Source organism: Serratia sp. Ae19-1 (genome assembly GCF_059801225.1).
The window spans coordinates 409,177-429,119 of the sequence record NZ_JBCHWD010000003.1 but is presented as its reverse complement, the minus strand read 5'-3'; the positions used below and the strand labels follow the sequence as shown (position 1 = coordinate 429,119).

The window sequence follows — 19,943 nt, the reverse complement described above, 5'->3', positions numbered from 1 at the left end:
TGAACGGGGCGAATAATAGCGGGGTACCTGGGGTTTGTCAAAGCGCTAAACTGCAAAAAAAGCGCGTTTGCTGGCGGAATGAACATCTTGCGCTGTTTTTCGGCATTTTCCATCGCTGTGCGGTGATTTTGTGGCCCACAACGATTGCACAAGCCTTTGCACGGCGATGGTGCAGGGCCGTTCTCCCTCTCACGCTAGCCGCACTGCCCAGACTCTCGGTTATCCCCGCCACACACTGCGCTGCAACTGATATGTAGGATGAATAAGCAAACAATATGTATTCGTCGTCACAATGGCTGGATTTTTGCTTACCCATTTTTGGGGAATGCGACTGCGCTCTCAAGAAAATTATTTTCCCCGTCTACACATAAAGTGACTGATCCGCGCCCCAGGGCGTTTCGCTACAACAGTGCTGAGGAAGATAACAATGTCATCGAAATTGATAAAAAGTCCGCTCGCTGCTTTGCTCATCGGTTGTTTAGGCACGGCCTTTTCTGCGCAGGCCGATATCGTCATCGGCGTCGCCGGGCCGTTCTCCGGGCCGAACGCCACCTATGGCGATCAGTATTGGCGCGGCGCTTCGCAGGCGGCGGCGGACATCAACGCCGCCGGCGGCATCAAAGGGGAAAAAATCAAGCTGGTGCAGGGGGATGACGCCTGCGAACCGAAACAGGCGGTCGCGGTCGCCAACCGGCTGGTGGATCAGGACAAGGTCTCGGCGGTGGTCGGCCATTTCTGCTCCTCTTCCACCATGCCCGCCTCCGAGGTGTATGACGAAGCCGGCATCATCGCCATCACCCCTGGCTCCACCAACCCGCAGATCACCGAGCGCGGCATGAAGACCATGTTCCGCATGTGCGGGCGCGACGATCAGCAGGGCGCGATCGCCACCAACTACATGCTGGATACGCTGAAGGCCAAACGCATCGCGGTGATCCACGATAAAGACACCTACGGCCAGGGGCTGGCGGACGCCGCCAAGGCGGCGATGAACAAGCGCGGCGTCACAGAGGTGCTGTATGAGGGGCTGTCGCGCGGTGAAAAAGACTTCAACGCGCTGGTGACCAAGATCGCCTCGGTCAAGCCGGACGTGGTTTACTTCGGCGGCTGTCATCCGGAAGCCGGGCCGCTGGTGCGCCAGATGCGCGAGCAGGGCGTGACCGCCAAGTTCTTCTCCGGCGACTGCGTGGTGACCGAAGAGCTGGTGACCGCCGCCGGCGGGCCGCAGTACACCAACGGCGTCCTGATGACCTTCGGCAACGATCCGCGCCTGATCCCGGAAGGCAAGGCGGTGATCGCCAAGTTCCGCGCCAGCGGCTTTGAGCCGGAAGGCTACACCCTCTATTCCTATGCCTCGATCCAGGCGATCGCCGCCGCCTTCAACGCCACCGGCGGCAAAGACAGCGCCAAGGCCGCCGAATGGCTGAAATCGCACGACGTGGACACCGTGATGGGCAAGAAAGCCTGGGACCAGAAGGGCGACCTGAAGGTTTCGGACTACGTGGTCTATCAGTGGGATGACAAGGGCAAATATCACCAGCTTTGAACAACCCAATACTGAAGTTGTGACCCCATGACAGACGGGCCCGCCGCTGTGGCGCGCCCGTTCCGCGATGACCTTTGGGCCGCGTCGGACTGCGTTGGCGGCCTTACCAGGCGAGACTGCTCATTATGGATGTATTCTTTTTGCAACAGCTGATCAACGGCCTGACCCTCGGTGCGGTGTATGGCCTGATCGCCATCGGCTACACCATGGTTTACGGCATCATCGGCATGATCAACTTCGCCCACGGCGAGGTGTACATGATCTCCGCCTATCTCTGCGCCATCGGTTTGGCGCTGCTGTCGTTCTTCGGGCTGCACTCGTTCCCGCTGCTGATCCTCGGCACGCTGGTGTTCACCATCGTCATCACCGGGGTGTACGGCTGGGTGATCGAGCGCATCGCCTACAAGCCGCTGCGCAACTCCACCCGCCTGGCGCCGCTGATCTCCGCCATCGGCATGTCGTTAATCCTGCAAAACTACGCGCAGATTAGCCAGGGGCCGCGCCAGCAGGGCATCCCGACGCTGCTGAGCGGCGTGTTCCGCCTGGAGTTCGACGGCGGCGTGCTGCAGATCACCTACACCAAGGTGTTTATCCTGGTGGCGTCGCTGCTCGGCATGGCGATCCTCACCTACATCATTCAGCGCACCCGGCTGGGGCGCATCTGCCGCGCCACCCAGCAGGATCGCAAAATGGCCTCGATCCTCGGCATCAATACCGATCGGGTGATCTCGCTGGTGTTCGTGATCGGCGCTGCCATGGCCGGGCTGGCCGGCGTGCTGATCACCATGAACTACGGCACCTTCGATTTTTACGTCGGTTTTATCATCGGCATCAAGGCCTTTACCGCCGCAGTGCTGGGCGGCATCGGTTCGCTGCCGGGCGCGATGCTGGGCGGGCTGTTGCTCGGGGTGGCGGAGGCGCAGTTTGCCGGCATGGTGAACTCGGATTATAAGGACGTGTTCTCCTTCGGGTTGCTGGTGGCGATCCTGATCTTCCGGCCGCAGGGCCTGCTCGGCCGGCCGCTGGTCGCCAAGGTTTAAGGAGAACGCCATGTCGCAATCCGTGATCAACGGCGGGCTGGACGTTAAACGCAGCCTGCTGGACGCCGTCTTGGCCGGGCTGATCGCTCTGATCGTGTTCGGGCCGATCGTCGGCATCGTGCTGAACGGCTACAGCTTCAACTTCGAGCCGCACCGGCTGGTGTGGATCATCGTCGCGGTGATGGCCGGGCGGCTGCTGCTGAGCCTGTTCCTGCAAACTGCGCCGGGGCGTAAGGTGTTGGCGCGCTTCGACGGCGGCAACGACGGCGTCTACGTGCGGCCGCTGGGCTATAAATCCAACCTGCGCTGGATCCTGCCGCTGATGGCGGCGATCGCGTTGCTGTTCCCGTTCGTCGCCACCAAATACCTGCTGACGGTGGCGATCCTCGGCCTGATCTACGTGCTGCTCGGCCTGGGGCTGAACATCGTGGTCGGGTTGGCGGGGCTGCTCGATCTGGGGTACGTGGCGTTTTACGCCATCGGCGCCTACGGGCTGGCGCTGGGCTACCAGTATCTCGGGCTGGGGTTCTGGGCGATGCTGCCGCTGGGTGCGCTGATGGCGGCGCTGGCCGGCGCATTGCTGGGCTTCCCGGTGCTGCGCATGCACGGTGACTACCTGGCGATCGTTACGCTGGGGTTCGGCGAGATCATCCGGCTGGTGCTGAACAACTGGATGTCGCTCACCGGCGGGCCGAACGGCGTCTCGGTGCCGGCGCCGACGGTGTTCGGCCTCGAGTTCGGCCGGCGGGCCAAAGACGGCGGGGTGCCGATCCACGAGTTTCTCGGCATCGATTACAACCCCAATCTCAAGTTCATTTTCATCTACGCGGTGCTGTTTTTGGTGGTGCTGCTGGTGCTGTATATCAAGCACCGGCTGACGCGCATGCCGATCGGCCGCGCCTGGGAGGCGCTGCGCGAGGATGAGATCGCCTGCCGCTCCCTCGGGCTGAACCACGTGCTGGTGAAGCTGTCGGCCTTTATGCTGGGCGCCTCAACCGCCGGGCTGGCGGGGGTGTTTTTCGCCACTTATCAGGGCTTCGTCAACCCGACTTCGTTCACCTTCTTCGAGTCGGCGCTGATCCTGGCGATCGTGGTGCTGGGCGGCATGGGTTCCACCCTCGGCGTGGTGCTGGCGGCCTTCGTGCTGACGGTGGCGCCGGAGTTGCTGCGCAGCTTCGCCGAATACCGGGTGCTGCTGTTCGGCGTGCTGATGGTGGCGATGATGATCTGGCGGCCGCGTGGGCTGGTGCGCATCAGCCGATCCAGCTTCGCTGAGCGCAAGGGGGTGGCACCATGAGCGATGCCATTTTGCGGGTGGAGCACCTGATGATGCGCTTTGGCGGCATCAAGGCGCTGAACGACGTCAATCTGGAGGTGGAGCGCGGCTCGATCACCGCGCTGATCGGCCCCAACGGCGCCGGCAAGACCACGGTATTCAACTGCCTGACCGGCTTCTACCGCGCCACCGGCGGCGCGATCCTGCTCAATACCCACAAGCGGCCGACCGACGTGATCCAGGTGCTGGGGCAGAAGTTCCGCGCCGGCGACTGGATACGCCCGAAGCGGCTCGGTTCGCGTCTCTACTACAAGATGTTCGGCGGCACGCACCTGGTGAACCGCGCCGGGCTGGCGCGCACCTTCCAGAACATCCGCCTGTTTCGTGAAATGTCGGTGGTGGAGAACCTGCTGGTGGCGCAGCACATGCAGAGCAACCGCAACCTGATCGCCGGCGTACTGAATACGCCGGGCTATCGTCGGGCGGAGAACGCCGCGCTGGATCGCGCCTTCTACTGGCTGGAGGTGGTGGATCTGGTGGACTGCGCCAACCGGCTGGCGGGGGAGATGTCCTACGGCCAGCAGCGGCGGCTGGAGATCGCGCGCGCCATGTGCACCGCGCCGGAGATGATCTGTCTCGACGAGCCGGCCGCCGGGCTGAACCCGGTGGAGACGGCCACGCTGAGCCGCATCATCCGTTTTCTGCGCCAGCATCACGGCATCACGGTGCTGTTGATCGAGCATGACATGGGCATGGTGATGGAGATCTCCGATCGGGTGATCGTGCTCGATCACGGCGACGTGATCGCCCGCGGCACGCCGCAGGAGATCCAACACAACGACGCGGTGATCGCCGCCTACCTGGGCGCGGACGAAGAGGAGCTGGCGGGATGAGCGAAGCGATGCTGGAATTTCGCGAAGTGGACGTGTTTTACGGGCCGATCCAGGCGCTGCGTAAGGTGTCGCTGCAGGTCAACGCCGGCGAGACGGTGGCGCTGATCGGCGCCAACGGTGCGGGCAAATCCACGCTGTTGATGTCGATCTTCGGCCAGCCGCGCATCGCCGGCGGGCAGATCCTGTTCAGCGGTGAGGACATCAGCCGCCGCTCCACGCATTACGTGGCGGCCGGCGGCATCGCGCAGGCGCCGGAAGGGCGGCGCATCTTCCCGGACATGAGCGTGGAGGAGAACCTGCTGATGGGCACCATCACCGTCGGCAATCGCTATCTGGAAGAAGATTTGCCGCGCATGTTCGAGCTGTTTCCGCGCCTCAAGGAGCGGCGCAATCAGCGGGCGATGACCCTGTCGGGCGGCGAACAGCAGATGCTGGCTATCGCCCGCGCGCTGATGAGCCGGCCGAAGCTGCTGCTGTTGGACGAGCCGAGCCTGGGGCTGGCGCCGATCGTGGTGCGGCAGATCTTCGGCGTGCTGCGCGAGCTGACCCGCAGCGGCATGACGCTGTTTCTGGTGGAACAGAACGCCAACCACGCGCTGAAGCTGTCCGATCGCGGCTATGTGATGGTCAACGGCCAGATCCGCCTCACCGGCAGCGGCCAGGAACTGTTGAACGATCCTGAGGTGAGAAAGGCTTATCTGGGCGGCGGCTGAGTGCCGCCCAAGGGCAGGGAAGCCCGCGTTCATTCCTCGGCGGCGTTGCGCTGTTGGTCATCGTAGTGCGAGCGGGCCGTCCTGAAAGCGTCGGCGGAGGAGATAATCCACGACCAGAGCGGCAGCATGTTGAGCAGCATCGTTTCCCCCGCTTCGGTGATGGCGTACACCACGCGGGGCAGCTTTTCCTGATAATCGCAGCGCGATATCAGCCCGTCCCGCTCGAGATGGCGCAGCGTCCGCGTCAGCATTCTCTGCGTCACGCCCGCCAGCTGGCGGCTTATCTCGCCGTGGCGCAGCGGCCCGTGAGTGCCCAGGATATGCAATACCCCCAGCGACCAACGGTTGCCCGCATGCGCGAGGATCTCACGCTTCAACCCTTCATCGTCGTTGCTCAGTTCTTCACAGAACGCCTGCGAAAATTGCAGCAGCGCTGCGCGATCGCTCGTCATATTCCTCTCCGGTATCACGGGTGTACCTAATTGAACCCGTTTTTGTCAGCTGTCAGGATGACGCAGTGTTAAGACAGGAGGCAAGAATGAAATCCACAAATCCATCTATCAATACCGTGCTCATACTCGGCGCCGGTGAACTGGGGCTGCCGGTATTGCGTGCGATGAGCCGGCACGCTCAGCGGCATGCGAATGTCACCATCAGCGTGCTGCTCCGGCCGGAGGCCACCCGCGCCGTCAGCGGCCCGCATCGGGCGCGGCGGGATGAGCTGACGCGGCTCGGCATCGCCGTGGTGGAAGGCGATCTGCAGCAAAACGGCGTGGAGGCGCTGAGTGCGCTATTCCGTTCCTTCGACGCGGTGATCAACTGCAGCGGCTTTGTCGGCGGGGCGGGCACGCAGATAAAGATCACCCAGGCCGTCTTGCAGGCAGGCGTGGCGCGCTATTTCCCGTGGCAGTTTGGCGTAGATTACGATGTCGTGGGTAAAGGCAGCGGGCAGCAGGTGTGGGATGAACAGCTCGAGGTGCGCCACCTGCTGCGTGCGCAGCGTGCGACGGAGTGGGTGATTGTTTCCACGGGCATTTTCACCAGCTACCTGTTTGACCCCGGCTTTGGCGTGGTGGACGCGGCAAGCAAAACGGTATGCGCGCTGGGCGACTGGCGCTATGCGGTGACGCTGACCACCCCTGAGGACATTGGCCGGCTGACGGCCGAGATTTTTTTCCATCGGCCCGCGTTTCGCAACCAGGTGGTTTATATCGCCGGCGACACGCTGACCTACCGCGAGCTTGCCGATCTCCTGCAGGCGCACTGGGGCGTCGAGGTCAACAGAACCTTGCTCGACTCCGCACGGCTGCAGGAGGCGGTGCGGAACCATCCGCATGACGTCGGCGCCAAATACCGGCTGGCTTTCGCCCGGCCCGACGGCGTAGCCTGGGACAAGGCGGCAACCTTCAATGCGCGTCAGGGCCTGCTCACCACCACCGCCGGCCAGTGGCTGGCGCGGTATTGGCCGGTCGCTCACGACGGTTGATCGTCTGAGCGCTTCAGAACTGGCGCTGCATCCAGCGCACGTTCAGCCGCACCAGCGCGATGATGGCGCTGGAGAGCAGCCGCAGCCCGCCGGGCATGTCGCGACGGCGGATATCCAGCAGCAGCACGGTGCGCACCTGCGCGCTGTCGTTCCACACCTCGTGTTCGAAAGTGTCGTCCCACAGCATGAACTCCCCCTCGTGCAGGCGGTATTCACGGCCGTCCACTTTCAGCACCGCCGCCGGTACGCCGTCGGCGCGCTTGGGCATGTCCAGCACCAGATAGCCGCGCAGAATGCCGCGGAACGGGCCGCGGTGGGGCGGCACCTGCTTGCCGGGCGCCAGGAAGGAGAGTGAGGCGGACAGCACGTCCGGCGAGGAGGCGATCAATGCTGCCAGCGCAGGGCAGCGCGCCAGGTTGCGGGCGATCGGCTGGCCGTAGGCCTTCATGATGAACATGCGCCAGTCGCGCGCGTCGTTGGCGGAGATAGACTCCTGTTGGATCATGATCTCGTGAAAGCGTGGGATATTGTGCAGATCGTGGGCGACGGTCAGCGCCTCTTCGCGGATCTGCCGCCATTGGGCGGTGAAACGTTCCGCATCGGGGAACAGCGCGGCGCTGTCGAGCACCGGTTGGCCCTGAATGCGGCGATCGTAAACATTGCGCAATGCGAGCACGGACCAATCATAAATCGCGGACATAATGACCTCGCCTCAGGAAACGCCAAATGGACACTGCGCGCGGTTCTTCGGCGCGGCGCGTCGTCTGCGGCGGCCGAAGGAAGAGCGGCAGGAAAAATTGGTACGCTTCAAGAGATTAGCACAGCATTTGTGCAACCGTGTGTCTGCGAGTGTGTCGAAATGCGGCGAAAAAAACCACACAATTAAAGTGTGACGCGTATCGCATTTAGCGCGGCGGTTGGTTAAAATATCGCTACTTGCCCGCACCTGTCCGGATTTTGTTTACCATGGAAAACGCACCCGTTTCGCGCTCAACCGCCTGGTTGCGCGTGGTTATCCTCGCCGTCTCGGCCTTTATCTTCAACACCACCGAATTTATTCCGGTCGGGCTGTTGAGCGATATCGCCGCCAGCTTCTCGATGCAAACCGAACAGGTCGGCCTGATCATCACCATTTACGCCTGGATCGTCGCCGCCGCTTCGCTGGCGTGCATGCTGTTGACCAGCAAGATCGAGCGCCGCAAGCTGCTGATCGGCGTGTTCATCCTGTTTATCGCCAGCCATGTGCTGACCGCCGTGGCCTGGAACTTCACCACGCTGGTGATTTCACGCGCCGGCGTGGCGCTGGCGCACTCGGTGTTCTGGTCGATCACCGCCTCGCTGGCGATCCGCGTGGCGCCGCCGGGCAAGAAAGCGCAGGCGTTGAGCCTGCTGGCGGGCGGCACCGCGCTGGCGATGGTGCTCGGGCTGCCGCTCGGGCGGGTGGTCGGGCAGTTGCTCGGCTGGCGCATGACCTTTATCGGCATCGCGGTGTGCGCCACTCTGGCGCTGGTGCTGCTGTGGCGCCTGCTGCCGGTGCTGAAAAGCGAGCACTCCGGTTCGCTGGCCAGCGTGCCGCTGTTGTTCAAACGCCCGGCGCTGGTGGCGCTGTACATGCTGACCATCATCGTGGTGACGGCGCACTTCACCGCCTACAGCTACATCGAGCCGTTTATCCAGACCGTGGCCGGGCTGTCGGAAAACTTCACCACGCTGATGCTGCTGCTGTTCGGCGCCGCCGGCATCGTCGGCAGCCTGCTGTTCAGCCGCTACAGCGAGCGGTTTCCTTCCGGCTTCTTTATCGGCGCCATCGCGCTGCTGGCCCTGAGCCTGCTGCTGCTGTTGCCGGCCGCCGGCAGCGAAAGCCATCTGACGGTGCTGTGCATTTTCTGGGGCATGGCGATCATGGCCATCGGCCTGTCGATGCAGGCCAAGGTGCTGAGTCTGGCGCCGGACGCCACCGATGTGGCGATGGCGATCTTCTCCGGCCTGTACAACTTCGGCATCGGCAGCGGCGCGCTGCTGGGCAATCAGGTGAGTCTGCATCTGGGGATGGGCAACATCGGTTTCGTCGCCGCGCCGCTGGCGCTGATCGCCCTCGGCTGGTGCCTGCTGAGCTTTTACCGCAGCGAACGGTTGCAGCAGCACCACAGCCGTTAACCCACCGATTCGGGATGCCGGCCGGCATCCCGCGCTACATTTTCTCGCTATAAAACAGGCCGCTGCAGCGTTTTATGCTTAACTTTTTTTCATAGTCTGCTAATTAAAAATTTAACTCCGGCGTCGCTTCGCTAGCATAGAAAGTCATCAAAAATGTTAATGCGAGGTTAACGGTGAGTGACTCTGTAGCGGCGTCGCCGATCCATGCGCGGGATTTGGCGGCCAGAATCGACGCCTTGCCCGCGTCGGCCGGCCTGTGGCGCTTTATCATTTTGCTGTCGCTGGGCGGCTTTTTCGAACTCTACGATCTGTTCCAGACCGGCTATATCAGCACTGGCCTTATCGCCGACGGCATTTTCCACACCGGGGTGCTGGGCGTCTTCGGCGTGTCGGATCAGGCGGCCTTCGCCGCCGCCACCTTTCTCGGTCTGTTCGTCGGCGCCAGCCTGCTGAGCCCTTACGCTGACCGCTTCGGCCGCCGCGCCACCTTTATGTTTGCCCTGATCTGGTATGGCGCCTTCTCGCTGTTGCTGGCGTTTCAACAGCAGGCGGAATGGGTGATCTTTCTGCGCTTTCTGGTGGGAGTGGGGCTCGGCATCGAGCTGGTGACCATCGACACCTACCTGACGGAGTGGGTGCCCGCGCACTTGCGCACCCGGGCTTTCGCCTTCGCGTTCTTCGTGCAGTTCCTGTCGGTGCCGGCGGTGGCGCTGATGTCCTGGTGGCTGGTGCCGCAGACGATTTGGGGGCTGAGCGGCTGGCGTTACGTGGTGATCGCCGGCGCGCTGGCCTCGCTGGTGATCTGGCTGGTGCGCAAGGGGCTGCCGGAGTCGCCGCGCTGGCTGGTGCAGCAACGGCGCTATGCGCAGGCGCGGCAGGTGATGCGGGACATGGAACGGCGCTGCGGCGTGGCGCCCGCGGAGTTTCCGTTGCGCTCGGCTGAAGAGGCCGATGGCGCGCCGCAGCGCGGCCGCTTTCGCGACATCTGGGCGCCGCAGTATCGCGATCGCACGCTGATGCTGGTGGTGATGAACTTCTTTCAGGCCATCGGTTTCTTCGGCTTCGGCAACTGGCTGCCGGCGCTGCTGTCGGGCAAGGGCGCGTCGGTCACGCACAGCCTGCTGTACGCTTTCTTCATCACGCTGGCCTATCCGCTGGGTTCGCTGCTGTGCAGTTTTTACGCCGACAAGATGGAGAACAAGTGGCAGATCGTGTTGTCTTGCCTGGTGACGGTGATCTTCGGCTCGCTGTTCGCGCTGCAGAACAATCCGCTGTGGCTGATCCTGTGCGGTTTCTTCATCACTTGGTCCAACGCTTGGCTGACCTACAGCTACCACTCGTATCAATCCGAGATCTTCCCGACCCACATCCGCGCCCGCGCCGTCGGTTTTTGCTACTCCTTCAGCCGCCTGTCGACGGTGTTCAGCAGCATCATCATCGGCATTATCTTGCAGTACGGCGGCTCGCTGGGGGTGATCGCGTTTATCGTCGCCAGCATGCTGATCGTGATGCTGGTGATCGGGCTGTTTGGCCCGAAAACGCGCGGCATCGATCTGGAAAACATCTGACGTTATGCGCCGGCGGCTACGCCGGCCTCTTCAGCAAAAAAACTCGCGATCATGCGAAAATTATTCCGTTATCACTGCCTTTACGCCTGCCGTACTGTTAACCCGTACAAAATCCAATTCGATACCGAACGGGGAGCACGTCATGAGCACTCTTACCGCGCCCGATGGCGCACGCATTTTCTATAAGGATTGGGGCCGCGGCCAGCCGATCATGTTCTCCCACGGTTGGCCGCTGTCCGCCGACGCCTGGGACAACCAGATGCTGTTTTTCGGCCAGAGCGGATTCCGCGTGATCGCTCACGATCGCCGCAGCCATGGCCGTTCGGATCAAACCTGGCACGGCAACGACATCAATCAATACGCCGACGATCTGGCTGTGCTGATAGAAACGCTGGATCTGCGCGATCTGATCCTGGTCGGCCATTCCACCGGCGGCGGCGAAGTGGCGCGCTATATCGGCCGTCACGGCAGCAGTCGGGTGGCGAAGGTGGTGCTGGTGGGGGCGCCGGCGCCGCTGATGCTGCAGACGCCGGCCAACCCCGAGGGCACGCCGATGGCGGCGTTCGACGGCATTCGCAGCGGCGTGGCGGGCAACCGCTCGCAGTTCTTCAAAGATTTGGCGGTGCCGTTCTACGGCCTCCACTGCGATGAGGTCGAGAGCAACGCGGGGCTTATCGACAGCTTTTGGTTGATGGGCATGCAGGGCGGCGTGAAAGGCCAGTACGACGGCGTGCGCGAGTTCTCCGAAGTGGATTACACCGCCGATCTGCTGGCGATCGACAAGCCGACGCTGCTGGTGCACGGCGACGCCGATCAGATCGTGCCGTTCGAAGCCTCGGCGCAGAAAGCCGCTAAGCTTATGCAACAGGCGGAGCTGAATGTTTACGCTGGCGGCTCACACGGTTTGGCGCAGACCGATCCCGATCGCTTCAACGCCGATCTGCTGGCCTTTATCCAGAATTCGCCATTCTAAGGGGGCGCGATGAATATTACCGATATCGCCGCCCGCTGCGCTCAGCGGCTGCATGCGCCCGCGGTGCGCTGGCTGCTGCTGCTCGCGATTTGCGCCGCCTACATTCAGGGCGGGCTGGTCAAGGCGTTGAATGTCGAGGGCGCGGTCGCCGAGATGACCCACTTCGGCCTGCAGCCGGCGGCGCTGTTCGCCGTGCTGGTGACGCTGTTTGAACTGGCGGCGTCGGCGCTGATCCTGAGCGGTTTTTACCGCTGGCTCGGCGCGTTGGCGCTGGCCGGTTTTACCCTGATGGCGACGCTGATGGCCAATCCGTTCTGGCAGTTCGACGGCGCGGAACGAGGCCAGATGATGAACGGATTTTTTGAACACCTCGGGCTGGCCGGCGCGCTGTTGCTGGTGGCATTTAACGATTTGAAGGAGCGAACGGATGGCTGAACAGACGGAAAACAAGGCGGCGGCGGGCGGCTTCGCGCCGCTGAAAATCCCATTATTTGCGGTGCTGTGGGGCGCGACGGTGCTCGGCAACGTCGGCAGCTTTATGCGCGACGTCGCCAGCTCGTGGTTGATCACCGACCTGTCGAGCAACCCCTCGGCGGTGGCGCTGATGCAAACCGCCGCCACGCTGCCGGTGTTCCTGCTGGCGATCCCGGCCGGGGTATTGTCGGACATTCTCGATCGGCGGCGCTTTCTGATCTTCGTGCAAATCCTGCTGGCCTGCGTCAGTGGCAGCCTGCTGGTGCTGTCGCAGACCGGTGCGCTGACGGTGGAATACCTGCTGGCGCTGACCTTTGTCGGCGGCATCGGCGCGGCGCTGATGGGGCCGACCTGGCAGGCGATCGTGCCGGAACTGGTGCCGCGCGCCGAGCTGAAAAACGCCGTGGCGCTGAACTCGCTGGGCATCAACATCGCCCGCTCCATCGGCCCGGCGGCCGGCGGCCTGCTGCTGGCCAGCTTCGGCGCCGGCGCGGCCTACGGCGCGGACGTGATGAGCTATGTGCTGGTGATCGCGGCGCTGCTGTGGTGGAAGCGGCCGAAGGCCGAAGACAGCGGCTTGTCGGAGCATTTCTTCGGCGCCTTCCGCGCCGGTCTGCGCTATGCGCGTTCCAGCCGCGAGCTGCACGTGGTGCTGCTGCGGGCGGCGGTGTTTTTCGCCTTCTCCAGCTCGGTCTGGGCGCTGCTGCCGCTGGTGGCGCGCCGCATGCTGGGCGGCAGCGCCGGTTTTTACGGCGTTCTGCTGGGGGCGGTGGGCGCCGGGGCGATCCTCGGGGCTATTGTGCTGCCGCGTCTGCGCCAGCGGCTCAACGCCGACGGGCTGGTGCTGCTGGCGGCGGTGCTCACCGCCGTGGTGATGGCGGCCTTGTCGCTGGCGCCGCCGCAGTGGCTGGCGGTGGTGCTGCTGTTGGTGCTGGGCGCCGGCTGGATCATCGCGCTGACCACGCTCAACGGCGCGGCGCAGGGCGTGCTGCCTAACTGGGTGCGCGGCCGCGGCCTGGCCATCTACCTGATGGTGTTCAACGGCGCGATGGCGGCGGGCAGCCTGCTGTGGGGGCTGGTGGCGCAAGAGCTGGGCGTCGCCGCCACGCTGCTGGTCGGTGGCGTCGGCCTGTTGGCAGCGGGGCTGCTGTTCCACCGTCTGCGTCTACCGACCGGCGAAGCCGATCTGCAGCCGTCGAACCATTGGCCGGAACCGTTGGTCAACACGCCGGTCGAGAACGATCGCGGGCCGGTGATGATTCAGGTGGAATACCGCATCCGCGAACAGGATCGCCCGCAGTTCTTGCGCACTTTGCTGATGCTGGAGCGGGCGCGCCGTCGCGACGGCGCTTACGCCTGGGGCATCACCGAGCATACCGGCGATCCGGAATGCATCATGGAGTGGTTCCTGGTGGAGTCCTGGGCGGAGCATCTGCGCCAGCATCAGCGGGTGTCGCACGCCGACGCCGATTTGCAGCAGGAGGCGCTGGGCTTCCATATCGGCCCGGACAAGCCGGTGGTGCACCACTTCCTGTCGCTGGACCGGCGTCAGGTGAAGCATTAACTGCACGGTCAGACGGTGAGAAGGTGCTATGCTTTTGGTCGGTTCGGCGGCGCGGCCGCCGTAAGACGAATGTAGTCCACACAGGGAGACACATTGATGACGGCACCTTCTGCTTTTGCCCGCGAGCTTGGGTTGCGCTATCCGATCGTTCAGGGGCCGATGAACGGCGCATCGCCGCCGGCGTTGGCGGTGGCGGTGAGCAACACCGGGGCGCTGGGATCGTGCGCGGCGGCGCTGTTCTCACCGGAGGTGATCCTCGAGCGCGTGCAGCAGATCCGCGCGCAGACCGCCGCGCCGTTTAACATCAACCTGTTTCTGCTTGATGAACAGCACCCGGATCTCGCCGAGCTGAAACGCGCCCAGCACCTGCTGCGGCCGTTCCGCGAAGCGCTGGGGCTGAGCGAGCCGCCGATCCCCGCCAAATTTGCCGAAAACAACCGCGACCAGATCGCGGCCTTGCTGGAGGCCGCGCCGCCGGTGGCCAGCTTCACCTTCGGCGTGCTGCCGCGCGCGACGGTCACGCAGTTCAAGCAGGCCGGCTCGCGGGTGATAGGCACCGCCACCACGGTGGCGGAAGCCCGCGCCTGGGAAGAGGCGGGCGCCGACTTTGTCTGCGTTTCGGGCGCGGAGGCGGGCGGTCATCGTCCGACGTTCCTCGGCGATATCGAGCAATCCTGCGTCGGCCTGATGGCCCTGTTGCCGCAGGTGGTGGCGGCGGTGAAGATCCCGGTGATCGCCGCAGGCGGCATCATGAACGGTCGCGGCATCGCGGCGGCGCAATTGCTGGGCGCGCAGGCGGCGCAGCTCGGCACCGCGTTTCTGTGCAGCCCGGAATCGGGTATCGCCGACGCCTGGCGAGCGGCATTGCGCAACGCCGGTGATGACAGTACGCGCCTGACACGCGCCTTCAGCGGCCGCCCGGCGCGCGGCATCGTCAATGATTTCATGCGCCAGATGCGCGCGGAGGAGGGGCAGATCCTGCCTTATCCGGTGCAGAACGCGCTCACCGGCGATATCCGCCAGGCGGCGGCCAAGGCCGGGCGCGGGGAGTTTATGTCGCTGTGGGCCGGGCAGGGCGTAGGCCTGGCGCGGCCGATGCCGGCGGCGCAGCTGGTCGCCACCCTGGCGGCGGAGTTGGCTGCGCTGTAAGACAGACGGGGCGCCTGGTTCGGCGCCCTTTTTATTGACGTCAGAAGCTGTAGGTGCCCTGCGCCAGGACGAAGTTCATGTCTTTCAGTCCGGCATGTTGCTGCAGGCTGTGGCCGACGTCGAAGTAGACATAGGCCACCTTGAACTGGAGATCGCTGCGCGGCGTCCAGGTGGTTTCGACCTGATACTGATTGCCGATAAAGCGCGAGCCCTGCTCGCTGCCTTTCACCGGGCGCATCGGCCCGAGATAGAAGGCGTCCTGGCGGCGTTGCCGCCATAACGCGTCCCAGCTGAAGTCGATGGCCAGGGTTTGCCACGGCGTGATGGTGACCGAAGGGTGGATGGCGATCAGGTTAGCCGGCGCCACCAGCCCGTTCTCGGTCAGATAGGGCAGCTTGGGGTACATGGCGTTGAAGGTATTGAGTTGCCCGTCATGGCCGTTTTTATCGCCGCTGGCGATGCCAATCTTGCCGCCGAAGCGCGGCTGCCAGCGCCAGTCGCTCACCGTATAGCCGGCGTGCGCCGACGCCGACCAGGCGCGGATGTCGCGCTGTTCTGCGCTGCCGAATTGCCAGGCGGCCTCATTGTCCCAGTCGAACCCCTGTGCCGCGCCGAAAATGCGCGCGCCGACGGTATAGCGCCGCTCTTGCCCGTTGAGCTGCGCGTAATGGGCGTCGTTATCTTCAAAGCCAAAGGTGTAGAGATCGAGCGAAGAAGCCAGCGGCGTCAGCGGCGTGGTACCGTAGAGCCCCCAAACTTTTTGGCTGTTGTCGGTATCGTCGTCGAAACTGCCGGTTTTAAGGGTGACGGGATGGCCGATAAAGGCGTCGAGGCGGTTTTTATCCTTGGCCCAGCTGGCGCGGATGGCGTCGAAAGAACGGCGCACGTTGGGGCCGTCGCGGGTGCCCATCAGGTGCAGCGAACCCAGCGCAATCTCCTGGCGGCCGACCCGCAGGGTGCCGAGGCCGTAGGCGGTGGGCAATTTCATATCCACATAGCCCTGGCCGAGATAGGCGCGATCTTCATCGGTTGGCTTGCGCCCATGGTCGCGCATCGTCGCCAGCGAAGATCCCAGCTGGACGTAGGCGCCAAAATAGTCGCCGTAGTCGAGGCGTGCGCCGATCAGCAGGCGCTGCATCAAGGTATCGTCGCGCCCGCCGCTCAGATCGCGTTGATCCGTCCATTCATAGCGCTCGCGCAGTGAACCGTCGAAAGACAAGGTGGCCGCATCGCCCAACGGGATGTTTTTCCAGGGTGCCGCAGTGGGCTCCGCCGCCAGAGCGGGCAGCGCGGAGAGCAGCAAAAGTGCGGGAAGCGTGCGTTTCATCATGGATATCCGAAGAAAAAAGCGCGCCGCAGCGCGCCTTGGGTTTATTTAGCCGTCTGGTGAATTTCGGCGATATAGCCGCCGGGGAAACGCACCAGCGCCGAGGCGCGGCTTTCCGCCGCCGTCGAGCGCCACAGCACCTGCGCGCCGCTGGCCGTCGCTTTGGCCAGCGTGGCCTGCAGATCCTCGACGCCATAGCCGGTGCGCTCATGGCCGAACGGATAAGGCAGGTGCCCGTCGGTGACGAAAATGCGCGTTTTGCCAAACCGCGAATCCAGTTCGATTTGGCGGATCTTGCCGTTATCGTTGCGGCCGATCGCCGCATCGCTGACCTGCTCGTCGCGCACGACCTTACCGTGCGAGAACGCCTGATAGCTTTTCAGGAAGTCATCGACGCGGTAGGCGGAGAGATACAGGCGGTTTTCCGGCACGCTCTGCAGCGGCCGGTAGTTGGGCGCTTTGGTGTGCCAATAGAGCTGCATATTGACGCCGCCGGGCCATTGGATCACCGCGTCGCGGCCGATCGGATCGTCGAAAGGCTCAACCTGCACATCGGCGCCGGCGGCCTTGGCTTGTTGAATGGCGGCATCCATATCCCTGACCAGAAAACCGTTGCGCTCGGTGCCGAACGGGTGCGGGATCGGCGTTTTGAAATCGAACACCGAGAAGCTGCCGGCCGGCGTCAGTATCAGCTGGGAATAGGTTTCGCTCGGCGTGGGCGTGACGTTGACCAGCACGCGTTCGGTGCTGGTGCCGCCGAAGGTTTTCAGGATGCTGTCGACAAAGGCATCCATTTTGCCGCGTTCCACATAGACATGCGTGGTGTCGTATTGCGGCCCCACGGCGACAGACGCCGTATCGGCCGCCCATGACATTGCAGGGAGTAGCAGCGCAAGGGCCGATATCCTCAGCCGACGAGAAGAAATACCGATAATGTGTTGCATGATGACCTCCAGGTTGCGGTTATTTTCCTGAGTGCAGCGTAATTTCCTTTGAGCTTTCCCGTTGGCTGAAAATAAAAACGAAAAGCGCAATGCGCGCCGTAAAACATTAACGAAGGGCGAACGTCAGACGCCCAGGCGAATATCGCGCAGGGGCAGAACATTTATTCTTATTGGCGTAAAAGGTGAGACGCCCGGCCAGCAGGCCCGCTGTCGCTAAGGGACGGCGCTGATAATGCGGCCCGCCTCGTCGCGTGTTGAAGTGAATCGAGGATAATCCATAACGGTCTTCTCCTTGCTGGGATATATCGTATTGGTACGCTGAATTTACGTTCTTCATTGCCCTCTAAATATAAATACAGCATTAGAAGAATTGCCGCCCATCAAATTTTTATATGACTTGTTGAGTAAATACGAATAAGCGAGGAGATGAAATATAACGACGGGCGCTACGGCTGGCGCTGAGCGGAAGTAGTGTTGATCTCGGGAAAAAAACGGCCTGCCGAAGCAGGCCGTTGCGGGGGAGTTTACGCCAGATCGAAACGATCGAGGTTCATCACTTTGTTCCAGGCGGCAACGAAGTCATGGGCAAACTTCTCTTGCGCGTCGGCGCTGCCGTAGACTTCGGCCAGCGCGCGCAGCTGCGCGTGCGAACCGAACACCAGATCGACGCGGGTGCCGGTCCACTTGACCGCGCCGCTGCGGCGATCGCGGCCTTCGAACAGGCCGTCCTCGCCCACCGGGTGCCAGATGGTGCCCATATCGAGCAGGTTGACGAAGAAGTCGTTGGTCAGCGCCTGCGGCCGCTGGGTGAACACGCCATGCTGCGCGCCGCCGACGTTGGCGCCGAGCACCCGCAGCCCGCCGACCAGCACCGTCATTTCCGGCGCGGTCAGGGTCAGCAGCTGCGCCTTATCGACCAACAACGCTTCGGCCGGCACGCGGTATTTGCCCTTCAGGAAGTTGCGGAAGCCGTCGGCGAGCGGCTCCATCGCCTCGAAAGAGTCCACGTCGGTCTGTTCCTGCGAAGCGTCGGTGCGGCCCGGTGCGAACGGCACCGTCAGGGTCAAGCCGGCGTTCTTCGCCGCCTGTTCCACGCCCGCCGCGCCGGCCAGCACGATCAGATCCGCCAGCGAGACGCGCTTGCCGCCGGTTTGCGCATCGTTGAAGGCGCGCTGGATGCCTTCCAGCGTGGCCAACGTTGCGGCGAGCTGCGCAGGCTGGTTGACCGCCCAGTCCTTCTGCGGCGCCAGACGAATGCGCGCGCCGTTGGCGCCGCCGCGCTTGTCGGAACCGCGGAAGCTCGAGGCCGACGCCCAGGCGGTGGAAACCAGCGTTGAGACCGGCAGGCCGGAGGCCAGCACCTTGCTTTTCAGCGCGGCGACGTCCTGCTCGTCGATCAGCGGATGATCGACCGCCGGAACCGGATCTTGCCAGATCAGTTCTTCCTGCGGCACTTCCGGGCCGAGGTAGCGCGCGCGCGGCCCCATGTCGCGGTGGGTCAGCTTGAACCAGGCGCGGGCGAAGGCGTCGGCCAACTCTTCCGGGTGTTCATAGAAGCGGCGCGAAATTTTCTCGTAGGCCGGATCGAAACGCAGCGACAGGTCGGTGGTCAGCATGGTCGGACGGCGTTTCTTGTTCGGGTCGAAGGCGTCGGGGATGGTTTCGCCGATGTCTTTCGCCACCCACTGGTGCGCGCCGGCCGGGCTTTGGCTCAGCTCCCATTCGTATTCGAACAGGTGGCGGAAGAAGTCGTGGTTCCACTGGGTCGGGGTGGTGGTCCAGGTGACTTCCAGCCCGCTGGTGATGGCGTCTTTGCCGACGCCGGTGCCGAAGGTGCTGTGCCAGCCGAGGCCTTGCTGTTCCAGCCCGGCGGCTTCCGGATCGGCACCGACGTTAGACGCCGGGCCGGCGCCGTGGGTTTTGCCGAAAGTGTGGCCGCCGGCGATCAGCGCCACGGTCTCTTCATCGTTCATCGCCATGCGGGCGAAGGTTTCACGGATGTCGCGCGCGGCGGCCACCGGATCGGGGTTGCCGTCCGGCCCTTCCGGGTTGACGTAGATCAGGCCCATCTGCACCGCCGCCAGCGGGTCTTCCAGGTCGCGGTCGCCCGAGTAGCGGCTGTTCGGCCCGCCGCTCAGCTCCAGCCAGATCTTCTCAGACCCCCAGTAGACGTCGTCCGGCTCCCAGGTATCGGCGCGGCCGCCGGCGTAGCCGAAGGTTTTGAAGCCCATCGATTCCAGCGCCACGTTGCCGGTCAGGATCAGCAGGTCGGCCCAGGAGATGTTGCGGCCGTATTTTTGCTTGATCGGCCACAGCAGGCGGCGCGCCTTGTCGAGGCTGACGTTGTCCGGCCAGCTGTTGAGCGGAGCGAAGCGCTGCTGGCCTTCGCCCGCGCCGCCGCGGCCGTCGCCGATACGGTAGGTGCCGGCGCTGTGCCAGGCCATGCGGATGAACAGGCCGCCGTAGTGGCCGAAGTCCGCCGGCCACCATTCCTGTGAGTCGGTCATCAGGGCGTGCAGATCCTGTTTGACCGCCGCCAGATCGAGGCTGTTGAAGGCGTCGGCGTAGTTGAAGTCTTTATCCATCGGATCGGACAGGGGGGAGTGTTGATGCAGCGGTTTCAGGCTGAGCTGATTAGGCCACCAATCCTGATTGGTGGTGCCGTCTTGCGGTGCGGGCTGTTTGCCGCCCGAAAACGGGCATTTGCTTTCAGTTGTCATAATGCGCTCTCTGCTTCCGTATTGGGCTCCAGGCGTGGAGCGGTTAACAAGACATGCGGGTAAGGCTTGCGTCGGGTGTTGCGCTAAATAACTGAACTCAATCGATCCACATC

The 19,943-nt window shown here is 63.5% G+C and carries 17 protein-coding genes; 12 read left to right on the top strand and 5 right to left on the bottom strand.

The window, feature by feature from the left end; translation table 11 throughout:
* The first annotated feature begins 427 nt into the window (after positions 1–427).
* From AAIE04_RS12220 to AAIE04_RS12200, 5 genes are all read left to right on the top strand, one after another.
* Positions 428–1,546: a branched-chain amino acid ABC transporter substrate-binding protein gene (locus tag AAIE04_RS12220; RefSeq protein ID WP_019452435.1), complete on the top strand. Its 1,119-nt coding sequence runs from the start codon at positions 428–430 to the stop codon at positions 1,544–1,546.
* Between the two features lie 125 nt (positions 1,547–1,671).
* The gene (locus AAIE04_RS12215; protein WP_019452436.1) at positions 1,672–2,586 is read left to right on the top strand and encodes an ABC transporter permease subunit; all 915 of its coding nucleotides are present in this window, start codon (positions 1,672–1,674) and stop codon (positions 2,584–2,586) included.
* Positions 2,587–2,596: 10 nt separating this feature from the next.
* Complete coding sequence (gene livM, locus AAIE04_RS12210) at positions 2,597–3,883, top strand: high-affinity branched-chain amino acid ABC transporter permease LivM (RefSeq protein WP_019452437.1); 1,287 nt, start codon at positions 2,597–2,599, stop codon at positions 3,881–3,883.
* Positions 3,880–4,755 carry an ABC transporter ATP-binding protein gene (locus AAIE04_RS12205; protein ID WP_019452438.1) on the top strand — a complete coding sequence of 292 codons (876 nt, stop codon included), beginning with the start codon at positions 3,880–3,882 and terminating at the stop codon, positions 4,753–4,755. Before livM ends, AAIE04_RS12205 begins: the two co-directional genes overlap by 4 nt.
* On the top strand, positions 4,752–5,468 hold the full coding sequence (locus AAIE04_RS12200; protein WP_309530486.1) for an ABC transporter ATP-binding protein: 717 nt from the start codon (positions 4,752–4,754) through the stop codon (positions 5,466–5,468). The genes AAIE04_RS12205 and AAIE04_RS12200 overlap by 4 nt, the downstream gene beginning before the upstream one ends.
* Positions 5,469–5,497: 29 nt before the next feature.
* On the opposite strand, the gene AAIE04_RS12195 is transcribed toward AAIE04_RS12200, so the two are convergent.
* Complete coding sequence (locus AAIE04_RS12195; protein ID WP_019452440.1) at positions 5,498–5,920, bottom strand: winged helix-turn-helix transcriptional regulator; 423 nt, start codon at positions 5,918–5,920, stop codon at positions 5,498–5,500.
* 86 nt (positions 5,921–6,006) lie between these two features.
* Between AAIE04_RS12195 and AAIE04_RS12190 the strand changes: the two genes are divergently transcribed.
* Positions 6,007–6,954, top strand: a complete 948-nt coding sequence (locus AAIE04_RS12190; RefSeq protein ID WP_498577016.1) for an aromatic alcohol reductase — start codon at positions 6,007–6,009, stop codon at positions 6,952–6,954.
* Positions 6,955–6,967: 13 nt separating this feature from the next.
* Here AAIE04_RS12190 and AAIE04_RS12185 read toward each other — a convergent pair whose 3' ends face one another.
* Positions 6,968–7,654: an aspartyl/asparaginyl beta-hydroxylase domain-containing protein gene (locus tag AAIE04_RS12185; RefSeq protein WP_019452443.1), complete on the bottom strand. Its 687-nt coding sequence runs from the start codon at positions 7,652–7,654 to the stop codon at positions 6,968–6,970.
* A gap of 266 nt (positions 7,655–7,920) precedes the next feature.
* Between AAIE04_RS12185 and AAIE04_RS12180 the strand changes: the two genes are divergently transcribed.
* The 6 genes from AAIE04_RS12180 to AAIE04_RS12155 all read left to right on the top strand — a co-directional run bounded on the left by AAIE04_RS12180 (position 7,921) and on the right by AAIE04_RS12155 (position 14,839).
* On the top strand, positions 7,921–9,111 hold the full coding sequence (locus AAIE04_RS12180) for a sugar transporter (RefSeq protein ID WP_498577015.1): 1,191 nt from the start codon (positions 7,921–7,923) through the stop codon (positions 9,109–9,111).
* 173 nt (positions 9,112–9,284) lie between these two features.
* Positions 9,285–10,679 carry an MFS transporter gene (locus AAIE04_RS12175; protein ID WP_498577014.1) on the top strand — a complete coding sequence of 465 codons (1,395 nt, stop codon included), beginning with the start codon at positions 9,285–9,287 and terminating at the stop codon, positions 10,677–10,679.
* Between the two features lie 142 nt (positions 10,680–10,821).
* Positions 10,822–11,652 (top strand): alpha/beta fold hydrolase, encoded by an 831-nt coding sequence (locus AAIE04_RS12170; RefSeq protein ID WP_498577013.1) that lies wholly within the window; start codon positions 10,822–10,824, stop codon positions 11,650–11,652.
* A gap of 9 nt (positions 11,653–11,661) precedes the next feature.
* Entirely contained in the window at positions 11,662–12,087 is a 426-nt protein-coding gene (locus tag AAIE04_RS12165; protein WP_019452447.1) for a DoxX family protein, read from the top strand.
* A complete protein-coding gene (locus tag AAIE04_RS12160; RefSeq protein WP_019452448.1) occupies positions 12,080–13,690 on the top strand; it encodes an MFS transporter in 1,611 nt (536 codons plus the stop codon). Before AAIE04_RS12165 ends, AAIE04_RS12160 begins: the two co-directional genes overlap by 8 nt.
* Before the next feature lie 96 nt (positions 13,691–13,786).
* The gene (locus AAIE04_RS12155) at positions 13,787–14,839 is read left to right on the top strand and encodes an NAD(P)H-dependent flavin oxidoreductase (RefSeq protein WP_498577012.1); all 1,053 of its coding nucleotides are present in this window, start codon (positions 13,787–13,789) and stop codon (positions 14,837–14,839) included.
* Positions 14,840–14,879: 40 nt separating this feature from the next.
* Here AAIE04_RS12155 and AAIE04_RS12150 read toward each other — a convergent pair whose 3' ends face one another.
* The 3 genes from AAIE04_RS12150 to katG form a co-directional block, all read right to left on the bottom strand.
* Positions 14,880–16,169, bottom strand: coding sequence for an alginate export family protein (locus tag AAIE04_RS12150; RefSeq protein ID WP_498577011.1), 1,290 nt, complete (start codon positions 16,167–16,169; stop codon positions 14,880–14,882).
* Positions 16,170–16,210: 41 nt separating this feature from the next.
* Positions 16,211–17,110, bottom strand: a complete 900-nt coding sequence (locus AAIE04_RS12145) for a VOC family protein (protein WP_498577010.1) — start codon at positions 17,108–17,110, stop codon at positions 16,211–16,213.
* 524 nt (positions 17,111–17,634) lie between these two features.
* Positions 17,635–19,830 (bottom strand): catalase/peroxidase HPI, encoded by a 2,196-nt coding sequence (gene katG, locus AAIE04_RS12140; protein ID WP_498577009.1) that lies wholly within the window; start codon positions 19,828–19,830, stop codon positions 17,635–17,637.
* Between the last annotated feature and the right edge of the window lie 113 nt (positions 19,831–19,943).

Coding starts and splice junctions, on each gene's coding strand:
- AAIE04_RS12220 (WP_019452435.1), top strand. CDS start 428: ATGTCATCGAAATTGATAAAAAGTCCGCTCGCTGCTTTGCTCATCGGT.
- AAIE04_RS12215 (WP_019452436.1), top strand. CDS start 1,672: ATGGATGTATTCTTTTTGCAACAGCTGATCAACGGCCTGACCCTCGGT.
- livM (WP_019452437.1), top strand. CDS start 2,597: ATGTCGCAATCCGTGATCAACGGCGGGCTGGACGTTAAACGCAGCCTG.
- AAIE04_RS12205 (WP_019452438.1), top strand. CDS start 3,880: ATGAGCGATGCCATTTTGCGGGTGGAGCACCTGATGATGCGCTTTGGC.
- AAIE04_RS12200 (WP_309530486.1), top strand. CDS start 4,752: ATGAGCGAAGCGATGCTGGAATTTCGCGAAGTGGACGTGTTTTACGGG.
- AAIE04_RS12195 (WP_019452440.1), bottom strand. CDS start 5,920: ATGACGAGCGATCGCGCAGCGCTGCTGCAATTTTCGCAGGCGTTCTGT.
- AAIE04_RS12190 (WP_498577016.1), top strand. CDS start 6,007: ATGAAATCCACAAATCCATCTATCAATACCGTGCTCATACTCGGCGCC.
- AAIE04_RS12185 (WP_019452443.1), bottom strand. CDS start 7,654: ATGTCCGCGATTTATGATTGGTCCGTGCTCGCATTGCGCAATGTTTAC.
- AAIE04_RS12180 (WP_498577015.1), top strand. CDS start 7,921: ATGGAAAACGCACCCGTTTCGCGCTCAACCGCCTGGTTGCGCGTGGTT.
- AAIE04_RS12170 (WP_498577013.1), top strand. CDS start 10,822: ATGAGCACTCTTACCGCGCCCGATGGCGCACGCATTTTCTATAAGGAT.
- AAIE04_RS12165 (WP_019452447.1), top strand. CDS start 11,662: ATGAATATTACCGATATCGCCGCCCGCTGCGCTCAGCGGCTGCATGCG.
- AAIE04_RS12160 (WP_019452448.1), top strand. CDS start 12,080: ATGGCTGAACAGACGGAAAACAAGGCGGCGGCGGGCGGCTTCGCGCCG.
- AAIE04_RS12155 (WP_498577012.1), top strand. CDS start 13,787: ATGACGGCACCTTCTGCTTTTGCCCGCGAGCTTGGGTTGCGCTATCCG.
- AAIE04_RS12150 (WP_498577011.1), bottom strand. CDS start 16,169: ATGATGAAACGCACGCTTCCCGCACTTTTGCTGCTCTCCGCGCTGCCC.
- AAIE04_RS12145 (WP_498577010.1), bottom strand. CDS start 17,110: ATGCAACACATTATCGGTATTTCTTCTCGTCGGCTGAGGATATCGGCC.
- katG (WP_498577009.1), bottom strand. CDS start 19,830: ATGACAACTGAAAGCAAATGCCCGTTTTCGGGCGGCAAACAGCCCGCA.